At 75.0% G+C, this 12,500-nt stretch carries 11 protein-coding genes and 1 tRNA gene; 7 read left to right on the top strand and 5 right to left on the bottom strand.

Annotation, left to right across the window (positions count from 1 at the left end):
- The first annotated feature begins 45 nt into the window (after positions 1–45).
- The 4 genes from BM165_RS04095 (at position 46) to BM165_RS04080 (ending at position 4,861) form a co-directional block, all read left to right on the top strand.
- Complete coding sequence (locus tag BM165_RS04095) at positions 46–1,509, top strand: sigma 54-interacting transcriptional regulator (protein WP_244274022.1); 1,464 nt, start codon at positions 46–48, stop codon at positions 1,507–1,509.
- 81 nt (positions 1,510–1,590) lie between these two features.
- Positions 1,591–3,573: a VWA domain-containing protein gene (locus BM165_RS04090; RefSeq protein ID WP_075012248.1), complete on the top strand. Its 1,983-nt coding sequence runs from the start codon at positions 1,591–1,593 to the stop codon at positions 3,571–3,573.
- Positions 3,574–3,581: 8 nt separating this feature from the next.
- Positions 3,582–4,013, top strand: coding sequence for a GNAT family N-acetyltransferase (locus BM165_RS04085; protein WP_244274021.1), 432 nt, complete (start codon positions 3,582–3,584; stop codon positions 4,011–4,013).
- 29 nt (positions 4,014–4,042) lie between these two features.
- Positions 4,043–4,861 carry an alpha/beta fold hydrolase gene (locus tag BM165_RS04080; protein ID WP_075012246.1) on the top strand — a complete coding sequence of 273 codons (819 nt, stop codon included), beginning with the start codon at positions 4,043–4,045 and terminating at the stop codon, positions 4,859–4,861.
- On the opposite strand, the gene BM165_RS04075 is transcribed toward BM165_RS04080, so the two are convergent.
- Positions 4,827–6,191, bottom strand: coding sequence for a DUF2252 domain-containing protein (locus BM165_RS04075; protein WP_244274020.1), 1,365 nt, complete (start codon positions 6,189–6,191; stop codon positions 4,827–4,829). The two genes, BM165_RS04080 and BM165_RS04075, sit on opposite strands and share 35 nt — an antisense overlap.
- A 62-nt stretch (positions 6,192–6,253) precedes the next feature.
- On the opposite strand from BM165_RS04075, the gene BM165_RS04070 reads away from it, so the two are divergent.
- The gene (locus BM165_RS04070; RefSeq protein ID WP_083427042.1) at positions 6,254–7,279 is read left to right on the top strand and encodes an SGNH/GDSL hydrolase family protein; all 1,026 of its coding nucleotides are present in this window, start codon (positions 6,254–6,256) and stop codon (positions 7,277–7,279) included.
- A 137-nt stretch (positions 7,280–7,416) separates the two neighbouring features.
- The gene (locus BM165_RS04065; RefSeq protein ID WP_075012244.1) at positions 7,417–8,637 is read left to right on the top strand and encodes an acetyl-CoA C-acetyltransferase; all 1,221 of its coding nucleotides are present in this window, start codon (positions 7,417–7,419) and stop codon (positions 8,635–8,637) included.
- A 135-nt stretch (positions 8,638–8,772) separates the two neighbouring features.
- On the opposite strand, the gene BM165_RS04060 is transcribed toward BM165_RS04065, so the two are convergent.
- From BM165_RS04060 to BM165_RS04045, 4 genes are all read right to left on the bottom strand, one after another.
- Positions 8,773–9,699, bottom strand: a complete 927-nt coding sequence (locus BM165_RS04060) for a Bax inhibitor-1/YccA family protein (RefSeq protein ID WP_244274019.1) — start codon at positions 9,697–9,699, stop codon at positions 8,773–8,775.
- 140 nt (positions 9,700–9,839) lie between these two features.
- Positions 9,840–9,913: transfer RNA gene (locus BM165_RS04055), tRNA-Leu, on the bottom strand.
- A gap of 25 nt (positions 9,914–9,938) precedes the next feature.
- Positions 9,939–11,324 (bottom strand): NAD(P)/FAD-dependent oxidoreductase, encoded by a 1,386-nt coding sequence (locus tag BM165_RS04050; protein ID WP_075012243.1) that lies wholly within the window; start codon positions 11,322–11,324, stop codon positions 9,939–9,941.
- Between the two features lie 9 nt (positions 11,325–11,333).
- Positions 11,334–12,134 (bottom strand): uracil-DNA glycosylase, encoded by an 801-nt coding sequence (locus tag BM165_RS04045; RefSeq protein ID WP_075012242.1) that lies wholly within the window; start codon positions 12,132–12,134, stop codon positions 11,334–11,336.
- Positions 12,135–12,196: 62 nt separating this feature from the next.
- Between BM165_RS04045 and BM165_RS04040 the strand changes: the two genes are divergently transcribed.
- A complete protein-coding gene (locus BM165_RS04040) occupies positions 12,197–12,490 on the top strand; it encodes a DUF4235 domain-containing protein (protein ID WP_075012241.1) in 294 nt (97 codons plus the stop codon).
- Positions 12,491–12,500 lie beyond the last annotated feature (10 nt).

Genomic DNA, 12,500 nt, shown 5'->3' with positions numbered 1-12,500 from the left:
CGAGGGCGTTCACGGATCACCGCAGGTCGTCGTACCGTGGCTGAGGTGACGGACGTCGCACCAGCGCAGACCCCACCCGCACCCACGACACTCGGCGAGCTCCGTGCCTCCGGGGCCGCCTTCCGGCCCGTCAAGGCCGAGATCCGCGCGAACCTGCTCGCCCGCCTCGGCGCCGGCGAGCCCACCCTGCCCGGCATCGTCGGCTTCGAGGACACCGTCGTCCCCGAGGTCGAGCGCGCACTGATCGCCGGCCACGACCTGGTCCTGCTCGGCGAGCGGGGCCAGGGCAAGACCCGCCTCATCCGGACCCTCGTCGGCCTGCTCGACGAGTGGACCCCGGTCCTGGCCGGCAGCGAGCTCAACGAGCACCCGCTGGCCCCCATCAGCGCCTGGGCGCACCGCCGGATCGCCGAGGAGGGCGACGACACCCCGGTCACCTGGCTGCACCGCAGCGAGCGCTTCGGCGAGAAGCTGGCCACGCCCGACACCAGCGTCGGCGACCTCATCGGCGACGTCGACCCGATCAAGGTGGCCGAGGGCCGGACCCTGGGCGACCCGGAGACGGTCCACTACGGGCTGGTGCCGCGCACCAACCGCGGCATCTTCAGCGTCAACGAGCTGCCCGACCTCGCCGAGCGCATCCAGGTCGCGCTGCTCAACGTGCTGGAGGAGCGCGACATCCAGATCCGCGGCTACCGCGTGCGGCTGCCGCTGGACCTGCTGCTCGTCGCCAGCGCCAACCCCGAGGACTACACCAACCGCGGGCGGATCATCACCCCGCTCAAGGACCGCTTCGGCGCCGAGGTGCGCACCCACTACCCGCTGGAGCTCGCCGACGAGGTGCGGCTGCTGCGCCAGGAGGCGCAGACCAGCGGCCTGGGCGCCCCCAGCGGGCACGACGCCTTCGACGCCCCGGTGGTGCCCGAGCACCTGGTGGAGATCGTCGCCCGGTTCACCCGGCTGGTCCGCGAGTCCAGCCACGTCGACCAGCGCTCGGGCGTCAGCGCCCGGTTCGCCATCGCCGGGCTGGAGACCGTCGCCGCCTCCGCCGTCCGGCGGGCCGCCGTCGCCGGGGAGACCCGGCCGGTGGCGCGGGTGGTCGACCTGCCGAGCATCGTCCCGGCCAGCCGCGGCAAGGTGGAGTTCGCCGACTCCGGCAGCGACCCCGACGACGACCGGGAGACGGAGGTGCTCGAGCACCTGCTGCGGCAGGCCACCGCGCAGACCTTCCGCGCCCGGTGCGGCGGGCTGGACCTGACCGGCCTGCAGGAGCACTTCACCGGCGGGGAGACCGTCGAGTCCGGCGAGCTGGTGCCCGGCGCGGCGCTGCTCGGCCAGCTCGGCACCATCCCGCGGCTGGCCGAGCTGCTGGGCCGCCTCGGCGTGCCGGAGGGCGAGGAGTCCGCCGAGCAGGCCGCGGCCGCGGTCGAGTTCGCGCTCGAGGGCCTCTACCTCACCCGCCGGCTGGCCAAGGACACCGACGGCACCCGCACGGTGTACGGGGCCTAGTGCGATGAGCGAGCGTGCGAGCTCATCCACGAGCACAGCGCCTCTGGTCACTGCTCCGACGAGCGCCAGCGAGGAGGAGTAGTGGCCAGGCCCCGCCCCGGCAAGGGGTACCGGTACGGCCGCTGGCGGGGCGGGGCCGACCCGCTCGCCCCGCCGTACGACCTCGGCACCGCCGTCGACGAGATCGGCGACTCCGTCCTCGGCGGCAGCGGCGTCCGCGAGGCGCTGCGCGAGCTGCTGCGCCGTGGCATGGACGGCCGGCGCGGCCTCGACGAGCTGCGCCGCTCGGTCCGCGACCGGCTGCGGCAGGCGCGCACCGCCGGGCGCATGGACGGCACCCTGCAGGAGGTCCGGGAGCTGCTCGACCGGGCGCTCGACGCCGAGCGCCGCGCGCTCTTCCCGGACCCCGACGACGCCGCCCGGCTGGCCGAGGCCGAGCTCGACGCGCTGCCCGAGGACACCGCGGGGGCGGTGCGGGCGCTCAAGGAGTACCCGTTCCGCAGCGGCGAGGCCCGGGAGGCCTACGAGCAGATCCAGGACCTGCTGCGCCGTGAGGTGCTCGACAGCTCCTTCGCCAACATGAAGCAGGCGCTGGAGAACGCCTCCGAGCAGGACGTGCAGGCCGTGAAGGACATGGTCGCCGACCTGTCCCGCCTGGTCGACGCGCACAACCGCGGCGAGGACACCGACGAGCGCTTCCGCGAGTTCATGGAGAAGCACGGGCAGTTCTTCCCGGACGACCCGCAGTCGGTGGACGAGCTGATCGACTCCCTCGCCCGCCGGGCCGCCGCGCAGGAGCGGATGATGGCCGGGCTGTCGCCGGAGCAGCGGGCCGAGCTGGCCGACCTCATGGCGCAGACGATGTCGGACATGGGCCTGGCCAGCGAGATGGCGCACCTGCAGGACGCGCTGCGGCAGGCCCGCCCGGACCTGCCGTGGGGCCAGCGCGGCCAGGTGCCCGACGGCGAGCAGGCCCTCGGCCTCGGCGACGCCACGAGCGCCGTCGCCGAGCTGGCCGACCTCGAGGCGCTGTCCAACCAGCTCTCCCAGGGCTACGCCGGCGCCTCGCTGGCCGACGTCGACGAGGAGCTCCTGGAGCAGGCGCTGGGCCGCGAGGCGGTCGACGACCTCGCGGCGCTGCGGCAGATGGAGCGCGAGCTCGAGCGGCAGGGGCACCTCGTCCGGCGCGACGGCAAGCTCGAGCTGTCCCCGAAGGCGGTGCGCCGGCTGGGCGCCACCGCGCTGCGGCGGGTGTTCGCCAAGCTCGACGCCACCGGCCGCGGCGAGCACGACGTCGCCGACGCCGGTGCGGCCGGGGAGCTGACCGGCGCCTCGCGGGAGTGGCAGTTCGGCGACGAGCAGCCCCTCGACGTCGTCCGCACGGTGCGCAACGCCGTGCTGCGCACCGCCGGCGGCCCCCGCGGGGACCGCGGGGTGCGGATCGCCGTCGAGGACTTCGAGGTCGTCGAGACCGAGCGGCGCACCGGCGCGGCCGTCGCGCTGCTGGTCGACCTGTCCTACTCGATGGCGCTGCGCGGCACGTGGGGCGCGGCCAAGTCGACAGCGATGGCGCTGCACTCCCTGGTGACCACCCGGTTCCCCCAGGACGCCATCCAGATCATCGGCTTCTCCTCCACCGCGCAGGTGCTCCGGCCCGAGACGCTGGCCGAGCTGAGCGTGGACACGCTGCAGGGCACCAACCTGCAGCACGGGCTGATGCTGGCCCGCCGCTTCCTCGCCCGGCACCGCGACGCCGAGCCGGTGGTGCTGGTGGTCACCGACGGCGAGCCGACGGCGCACCTGGAGGACGACGGCACGCCGTACTTCTGCTGGCCGCCGATGCCCGAGACGATCGCCCGCACGGTCGCCGAGGTGGAGCGGGTCGCGCGGTCGGGGGCGACGCTCAACGTGTTCGCGCTCGACCCCGAGCCCAGCCTGGTGCACTTCGTCCACGACATCACCGCGCGCGCCGGCGGCCGGGTGTTCACGCCCGACACCGACCGGCTGGGCGAGTACGTCGTCGCGGACTACCTGCGCACCCGCCGGGGCCGCCGGGCCCGGTGAACCCGCAGGTGACGGTCGAGGAGGTGCCGGTCGGCGTCGTGCTGCCGCTGCGCAGCGCCGTGCTGCGCGACGGCGGGCCGGCGGACCTCCCCGGCGACGACGACCCGGCCACCGTGCACCTCGCCGCCCGTACCGCCGACGGGCGGGTGGCCGGCGTCGTCCGACTCTCCCCCGCTCCCTGCCCGTGGCGCGACGCCGGCGCACCGTGGCAGCTGCGGGCGATGGCCACCGACGACGCCGTCCGCGGCACCGGCACCGGCCGGGCGTTGGTCACCGCCGGGCTGGCCCTGGTGGGAGCGCGCGGTGGCGACCTGGTGTGGTGCAACGCGCGGGTCACCGCGGCCGGGTTCTACGAGCGGATGGGCTTCACCGTGGTCACCGACCCCTTCGACGTGCCGCCGATCGGCCGCCACGTGGGGATGGTCACCGGCCTCCGCTGAGTTGCGCCGCCGCAGGCGGTCTGCACCGCGTGACCGGATTCGTGCAGACCGCGGACGGCGTCCGCATCGCCTACGACCGCGTCGGCGGTGGCCGGCCGCTGGTGATGGTGGGCGGCGCGGGCCAGTTCCGCGCGGTCGACCCCGCCACCACCGGGCTGGCCACCGTGCTGGGCGGGCGCGGCTTCGACGTCGTCGTGTACGACCGGCCCGGGCGCGGGGACAGCGGCGGCGAGCCGCCGTTCGGGCTGGCGGGCGAGCTGGCCGCGATCCGTGCCCTCCTCGACCTCCTCGGCGGGCGGGCGTGGCTCTACGGCAGTTCCTCCGGGGGTGCGATCGCCCTGGCCGCGGCCAGGGAGCTGCCCGGGGTCGAGCGGCTGTTCCTGTGGGAGGTCCCCCTCGACGAGGAGGAGGGCACCGGCGGTGCGGAGGCCCTCGCCGCCGTGCGGACCCTGGTGTCGGCCGGCGACCCCGAGGGGGTCTGGCGGTACTGGACCGACGGGATGCCGCCCGAGTGGTTCGAGGCCGTGCGCACCGGCCCGCACTGGCCGCTGTTCGAGCGCATGGCGCCGGCCCTCGAGGCCGACGCCGAGGCGCTGGCCTGGACGCAGTCGGCGCCCCGCGCGCGGCTGTGGGGGTCGGTGACCGCGCCCACCGTCGTCCTGCTCGGGTCGCGCACCTTCCCCTCCATGGCCGACGCCGCGGACTCGGTCGTCGCCGCGCTGCCGCACGCCGAGCGGGCGGTGATCCCCGGCCACGACCACGGGTGGGAGCCCGAGGCCATGGCGGCGGCGGTGCTGGCCGCCGCCCTCCCGGTCAGGGGCGGACCGGGTGCGAACCGCTCGAGCTGATGCCCGGGATCGCGCCGGCGCGGAAGGCGTCGACGAAGAGCCGGTGGTCCTCCTGCGCCTGCCGGGCGTAGGCGTGCGCGAACGCGACCAGGTCGTCGAGGAACGCCTCGCGCCGGTCGCCGACCACCGCCAGGACCGCGTCCTCGGTCTGGAAGTCCACGAGCGCGTGGTCGCTGTCGGCGTCTGCGACGCAGTGCATCTTCGCCGTCGCCCGTCCCAGCTGGGCCAGCACCGGGGCGATCTCCTCCGGCTCGGTGAGGTCCTCCCAGTCCAGGTCGTTCTCGTAGGGCGAGAGCTCCTGGACGACGAACCCGACGCCGTCGATCTCGGTGTGGCCGAGGAACTGCGAGGCGTTGGACTGCAGCGCCCGCTGGCTGACCGCCGTGCGGTGCCCGTGGTGCTCGAAGAACCCGGCGATCCGCTCGTCGCGGACGATCCGGCTCGGCGCGGCGACGTTGCCCTGCTTGATCGACAGCACGACGTCGTTCTCGAGCGCCTGGTCGTACCCCTCCAGCAGCACGTTGTAGGCCGGCAGGCCGGCGCTCCCGATGCCGAACCCGCCGGTCCCGATGACGTCCTTGACGTCGTAGGCCACGTCGCGGCGGCGCACCGGCGGGTGCACGGTCCCCCGCCAGCGCTCCAGCGCGGCGAGCACGCGGTCGCGCTCGCCGTCGTCGAGGCGGCGGGTGCGGCCGCCGTCGGCGAACCGCCGCTGGTAGCCCTCGACGACGGTCATCCGGTCCAGCAGCGAGGCGCGGGTGCGCAGCGTGGTCTCCAGGATCGCCGTCCGGACCGCGCCCTCGGTGTCGGCGGCGGTGAGGGCGAAGGACCGGTCGTCGTCGGAGCGGGCGAAGGCACCGACCTGATCGAGGTAGGCCCGCAGGTAGGTGCGCAGCAGGTCGGAGATGACGTCGTCACCCAGCGCCTTCCGCCACGCCAGCAGCGCGAAGCTGGCACAGAAGCGGCGCAGGTCCCAGGTGACGTGCCCGACGTAGGCCTCGTCGAAGTCGTTGACGTCGAAGACGATCCGGCCGGCGCCGTCCATGTAGGTGCCGAAGTTCTCCGCGTGCAGGTCGCCCTGGATCCACACCCGGCCGGTGCGCTCGTCGGCCCACGGGTCCGCGAGACCGTCCATGTCGGCGTAGAACAGACACGCGCTGCCCCGGTAGAACGCGAACGGGTCGGCCGCCATCTTGCGGAACTTGGTGCGGAAGGCGTCGGCGTCGGCGGCCATCAGCTCGGAGAAGGCGTCGACCAGGACGTCGACGATGAGGCGGGACCGCCCACCCGGAGTTCCCTCGGTGGACACCCGTCGGGGGGATTCGGACACGGGGGGCACCGTAGAGGCTGACTAGCCTGCTGGACAGACGGTGGCAGGGCGCGACGATCGGGGTGGCGGTGACTCGAGCGGGCAGGGCGCGACGGCTGGTCGCCGCCACCGCCTACGGCGGTGGCGGGGTCGGTGTGGCCGGCGCCGGCCTGCTCGGGCTCCTGCGCCTGCAGGCCCGCGCGGCCCGTCGCCGGGTGGAGGCGCGGACCTCCCGGCAGGACCCGCCCTCCGGCGACGGCGTCTACGGCCGGGGCCGCGGCCGGGTCAGGCCGCTGGTGTTCACCGTGCTCGGCGACTCCAGCGCCGTCGGCCTGGGGGTCGAGCGCGCCGGTGAGACGCCGGGGGTGCTGCTCGCCGCGGCCCTCGCCGAGCTGGCCGAGCGCCCCGTGCGGCTGGTCCGGGTCGCCGTCTCCGGTGCGGAGTCCTGCGAGCTGGACCCGCAGGTGGACCGGGCGCTCGCCGAGCGGCCCGACCTCGCGCTGGTCATGATCGGCGCCAATGACGTCACCACCCGGACCCGGCCGGCGGTGTCGGTGGCCCACCTCGCCGACGCCGTGCGCCGGCTGCGGGAGGCCGGCGCACAGGTCGTCGTCGGCACCTGCCCCGACCTCGGCACCATCCGGCCGATCGGCCAGCCGCTGCGCCTGCTGGCCCGGCGCTGGAGCCGGCAGCTGGCCGCGGCGCAGACCATCGCCGTCGTCGAGGCCGGGGGCCGCACCGTCTCCCTGGGCTCGGTGCTCGGCCCGTCCTTCGCCCAGGACCGGTCGCTGTTCAGCGTCGACGAGTTCCACCCGAGCGCCGCCGGCTACGCGTCCGCCGCCGCCGTGCTGCTGCCCGCGCTCGCCGACTCCGTCGGCGTGTGGCCGGCCCGCGACGAGCGGCGGCTGCGCGGCCGCGGCCGCGTCCGCCCGGTGGCCCGGGCGGCCGCGCGGGCCGCGGGGCGTCCCGGCACGGAGGTGCGGGCCACCGAGGTGCGGGGCTCGGTCACCGGCCCGCTGGGCACCTGGGCCCGCCTGCTGCGCCGGCGGCCCAGCGACCTGCCGACACCCGAGGAGGTCACGCAGGCCGCGGAGATCCCGGTCGGCTGACGGCCCCGTGATGCGGGACACAACCGCCCGCGCCCGCGGGGAGGCCCGCGTCCGCCCGGCTACCCGGGGGTAGTTTCCGGGGTGACCCGACACCCGGCACTCCCCGGCCGGGAGCCCGCCTCATCGTGGAGGACCCCATGCCCGAAGCCGTCATCGTCGCGACCGCCCGCTCCCCCATCGGACGCGCGTTCAAGGGGTCGCTGAAGGACTTCCGCCCCGACGACCTGGCCGCCACCGTCATCCGCGCGGCGCTGGACCAGGTCCCCGCCCTCGACCCCACCGACATCGACGACCTGATGCTCGGGTGCGGGCTGCCCGGCGGCGAGCAGGGCTACAACATGGGCCGCGTGGTCAGCGTGCTGCTCGGCATGGACCACCTGCCCGGGACCACGATCACCCGCTACTGCTCCTCCTCGCTGCAGACCACCCGCATGGCGATGCACGCCATCAAGGCCGGCGAGGGCGACGTCTTCATCTCGGCGGGCGTCGAGATGGTGTCGCGCTTCGTGAAGGGCAACAGCGACTCGCTGCCCGACACGCAGAACCCGGTGTTCACCGACGCCCAGGCCCGGGTGGCCAAGACCGCCGAGAGCGGCGCCGACTCCTGGACCGACCCGCGGGAGAACGGCGACGTCCCCGACGTCTACATCGCCATGGGCCAGACCGCCGAGAACCTGGCGCTGCTCAAGGGCGTCACCCGGCAGGACATGGACGAGTTCGCCGTCCGCAGCCAGAACCTGGCCGAGAAGGCGATAGCCGAGGGCTTCTGGGAGCGGGAGATCACCCCGGTCACCACGCCCGACGGCACCGTCGTCAGCACGGACGACGGCCCGCGCGCCGGCACCACCCTCGAGGGGATCTCCGGCCTCAAGCCGGTCTTCCGCCCCGACGGCCGGGTCACCGCCGGCAACGCCTGCCCCCTCAACGACGGCGCCGCCGCCGTGGTGGTCATGAGCGACACCAAGGCCCGCGACCTCGGCCTCACGCCGCTGGCGCGGATCGTCTCCACCGCGGTCACCGGCCTGTCGCCGGAGATCATGGGCTACGGCCCGGTCGACGCCTCGAGGCTCGCCCTGCAGCGGGCCGGCCTGACCATCGACGACATCGACCTGGTCGAGATCAACGAGGCCTTCGCCGCGCAGGTCATCCCGAGCTACCGGGACCTGGGCATCGACATCGACAAGCTCAACGTGCACGGCGGCGCCATCGCCGTCGGCCACCCCTTCGGCATGACCGGCGCCCGGATCACCGGCACCCTGATCAACGGCCTGCGGACGAAGGACGGGACGCTCGGCCTGGAGACCATGTGCGTCGGTGGCGGCATGGGCATGGCGATGGTGCTCGAGCGCCTGTCCTGACGAAGGACCCCCTCGCCCCCCGCCACGAGCGAGCTCGCGGCGGGACCCTGCGAGGGGGCCGTTCCAGCACGTCACCTACAACGGGCAGTGGCCCGGCCCCCGCGAGGGGACCGGGCCACTGTCGTGCGGTGCGGGCTAGTTGTCCTGGAAGTAGGACAGCAGCCGCAGGATCTCCAGGTACAGCCAGACGACCGTGACGAGCAGGCCGAAGGCGACGTACCAGGCGAACTTGGCCGGGGCGCCGCGGCGGATGGCCTGGTCGGCCATGTCGAAGTCGAGCAGCAGCGAGAAGGCCGCCACACCGATCACGACGAGGCTGAACACGATGGCCACCGGGCCGCCGTCACGCAGGCCCAGGCCGCCCTGGACGAAGAAGCCGGCGACCAGGTTGACCAGCACGAGCGCGAGGACGCCGAACAGGGCGCCGACGATCCAGCGGGTCAGCTTCGGGGTCACCCGGATGGCGCCGGTCTTGTAGACCACCAGCATGCCGGCGAAGACACCGAACGTACCGACGAGCGCCTGGGTGACGATCCCCGGGAACAGGTCGTTGAAGGCCTCGCTGATGGCGCCGAGCGCGACACCGTAGAGCGCGCCGTAGGTCAGCGTGGCGACCGGGTTGGCGATCTGCTTGAAGGCGATCACCAGGCCCAGCACGAAGGCCACGAGGACCGCCGGCAGGGCCAGGCCGAGCGCCAGGTCCTGCGGGAGCAGGGCCCAGGTGACGGCGGCCGAGAGGACGGTGACCAGGAAGGACAGGCCCGTCTTCTGGACGACGTCGTCCATCGTCATGTACCGGGTGGCCGGCGGGCCGAAGGGCGTGCCGGCCGGCGCCGGGGCGCCGTACTGCTGGTCGTAGCCCTGCGGGGCGCCGTACTGCTGGCCGTAGGCGGGGGCGCCGTAGCCGGGGGCACCGTACTGCTGCTGGCCGTAGCCCTGCTGGCCGTACTGCTGCCCGTAGCCCGGGGCACCAGGGCCCTGCTGGCCGTACTGCTGGCCACCACCGGACCCGGCGTTGGCGAAGCCCCGGCCGAAGACCGGGTTGTGGCTGGGCATCGTCATCTCCTCGAGGTGACTGGTCGGTCGGTGGGCTGCTACCTCGCACCCCACTCGGTTCTTACAACGCAGCAGGTGGCCTGCGCGTTCCGCATGTCGGCCACCCCGGACGGGTGACCGGGCACACCGGACGCAGGACCCTGCGGTGCCCCCGGTGGGACTCGAACCCACACTGCGACCCTTTTAAGGGGCCTGCCTCTGCCGATTGGGCCACGGGGGCGTGCGGACGGCCCGCCGACCCGGGCTCAGCTCGCCTGGGCACGGTCGGCGGCCGACGGGGCGGGCAGCTGACCGGTGCCGCCGAGGCCGGCCGCGGTGACGAACTCCCGGCGCGGGTCCTGCAGCTGCCCGAGCGCGATCACCTCGCGGCGGAACACCGAGGCCAGCGTCCAGTCGGCCACCACCCGGGCCTTGCGGTTGAACGTCGGGACCCGGCTGACGTGGTAGCTGCGGTGCATGACCCAGGCGGGCCAGCCCTTGAGCTTGACGCCGTAGACCTGGGCCACGCCCTTGTGCAGGCCCAGGCTGGCCACCGACCCGGCATAGGCGTGCCGGTAGGGCTGCGGCTGCCCGCCGCGCAGCACGGCGACGACGTTGTCGGCGAGCCGCTTGGCCTGCCGCACGGCGTGCTGGGCGTTGGGCGCCGTCGTGGCGCCGGGTTGGTCCTTGGTCAGGTCGGGGACGGCGGCGAGGTCGCCGGCGGCCCAGGCGTCGTCGAGCCCGCTGACCTGCAGCGTGGACTCGCAGCGCACCCGGCCGCGCTCGTCGAGGGGGAGGTCGGTCTGCGCCAGCACCGGGTTGGGCTTGGTGCCGGCGGTCCAGACCAGGGTGTCGCTGGCGAAGGCGTCGCCGTCGCTGAGGCGCACGACGCCGTCGTCGGACACCTCCTCCAGCCGGGTGTTGAGCCGCACGTCCATGCCGCGGGCGGTGAGCTGCTTGACCGTCCAGGCGGCCATGTCGAGGTCGACCTCGGGCAGGATCCGCCCGGTCGCCTCGACCAGCACCCAGCGCATGTCGCTGGGCGACAGCCGCGGGTAGTAGTGCTCGACGGCGTAGCGGGCCATGTCCTCGAGCTCGGCGAAGGCCTCGATGCCGGCGTAGCCGCCGCCGACGAAGGTGAAGGTGAGCGCGCGGGCGCGGACGGCGGGGTCGTCGGTGGAGGCGGCCGCGTCGAGGCGGGCCAGCACGTGGTTGCGCAGGAAGATGGCCTCGCCGACGGTCTTGAAGCCGACGCCGTGCTCGGCCAGCCCCGGGATGGGCAGGGTGCGGGCCACCGAGCCCGCCGCCATGACCAGGACGTCGTAGGAGAGCTCGTAGGTGGCGCCCTCCGCGGGGGCGATGCGGGCCCGCCGCTGCGCGTGCGAGAGCGAGACGACGGCGCCGGTGACCACGCGGCAGCGGTTGAGCGTGCGCCGCAGCGGGACGACGACGTGGCGCGGCTCCACCGAGCCGGCCGCCGCCTCGGGCAGGAACGGCTGGTAGGTCATGTGCGGCTGGGGGTCGACCACGATGATCTCGGCCCGGCCCCGCGACAGCCGCTTCTGCAGCCGCAGCGCGGTGTAGAGGCCGACGTAGCCACCGCCCACGACGAGCACCACCGGACGGGACGCGGGACCCTGACGAGACGCCATGCGCCCACCCTAGGGGCGGACGGACCGGTCCTCTGCCCCCTCGGGGCGTCCCGTTCCGGCGAGCTCCGTGGCCCGCGCCAGGACGGCGTCGAGCATCGGCTCGGTGAGCCGGCCGGTGAAGGTGTTCTGCTGGCTGACGTGGTAGCTGCCCAGCACGGTCAGCTCGCCGCGCGGCCCGGACAGGGTCACCTCGGCGCCGTGCCCGAACGCCGGGCGCGGCCGGGGCAGCGCGTAGCCCGCCTCCGCCAGCACGGGCCACAGCGCCGTCCAGCCGAAGCCGCCCAGCACGACGGCGACCCGCAGCCGCGGCAGCAGGGCGAGCTCGCGGGCCAGCCACGGTGAGCAGGTGTCCCGCTCGGCCGGCGTCGGCGCGTTGTCCGGCGGCGCGCAGCGGACGGCGGCCGCGATCCGCACGCCGGTGACCTCGAGCCCGTCGCCGACGTGCGTCGACGTCGGCTGGCTGGCCAGCCCGGCGCGCCACAGCGCGGCGAAGATCCAGTCGCCGCTGCGGTCGCCGGTGAACACCCGGCCCGTGCGGTTGCCGCCGTGCGCGGCCGGGGCCAGCCCGACGACGGCGATCCGCGCGTCGGCGGGGCCGAGGCCCGGCACCGGGCGGCCCCAGTACTCCTCGTCGCGGAAGGACGCGCGCTTGACCCGCGCCACCTCCTCGCGCCAGGTCACCAGCCGGGGGCAGGCGCGGCAGCCGGAGATCCGGGCGTCGAGGACGGCGAGGTCACGCGCGCCCCGGGCCGAGCGGGCGACCCCGGCGGGCGTGCGGGTGACGGGGAACCCCAGGGCGTCGGCTGCCACCCACCCAGTGCAGCACCCGGCCGGGGCGGGCGGCTCCCGGGGTGGCAGGGCATGATCACCGCATGGCCAGGAAGACCAAGCCGCCGATGACCTGGAAGCTCCTGGGCGCCGGAGCCACCACCCTGTCCGGCATCGCCGTCCGCAAGCTCACCGACGCGGCCTGGTACGCCGCGCGCGGCACGACCCCGCCGAAGAACCCCGCCGCGCCCGGCGTCTTCTGGCCCGACGCGCTGGCCTGGGCCGCGTTCTCCGGCCTGGCGGTCGCCGGCGGCCGGCTGCTGGCCGCGCGCGGCGCCGCCGCGGCCTACACGTCGCTGACCGGCAAGCTCCCGCCCGGGGTCGACGAGGTGGGGTGAGGCAGGGGGT

Source organism: Geodermatophilus obscurus (genome assembly GCF_900115395.1).
In the GTDB taxonomy this organism is placed as follows: Bacteria; Actinomycetota; Actinomycetes; order Mycobacteriales; family Geodermatophilaceae; genus Geodermatophilus; species Geodermatophilus obscurus_B.
This window is presented reverse-complemented; position numbering and strand designations above follow the sequence as displayed.

Coding starts and splice junctions, on each gene's coding strand:
- BM165_RS04065 (WP_075012244.1), top strand. CDS start 7,417: ATGCCCGAAGCCGTCATCGTCGCGACCGCCCGCTCCCCCATCGGACGC.
- BM165_RS04060 (WP_244274019.1), bottom strand. CDS start 9,699: ATGACGATGCCCAGCCACAACCCGGTCTTCGGCCGGGGCTTCGCCAAC.
- BM165_RS04050 (WP_075012243.1), bottom strand. CDS start 11,324: ATGGCGTCTCGTCAGGGTCCCGCGTCCCGTCCGGTGGTGCTCGTCGTG.
- BM165_RS04040 (WP_075012241.1), top strand. CDS start 12,197: ATGGCCAGGAAGACCAAGCCGCCGATGACCTGGAAGCTCCTGGGCGCC.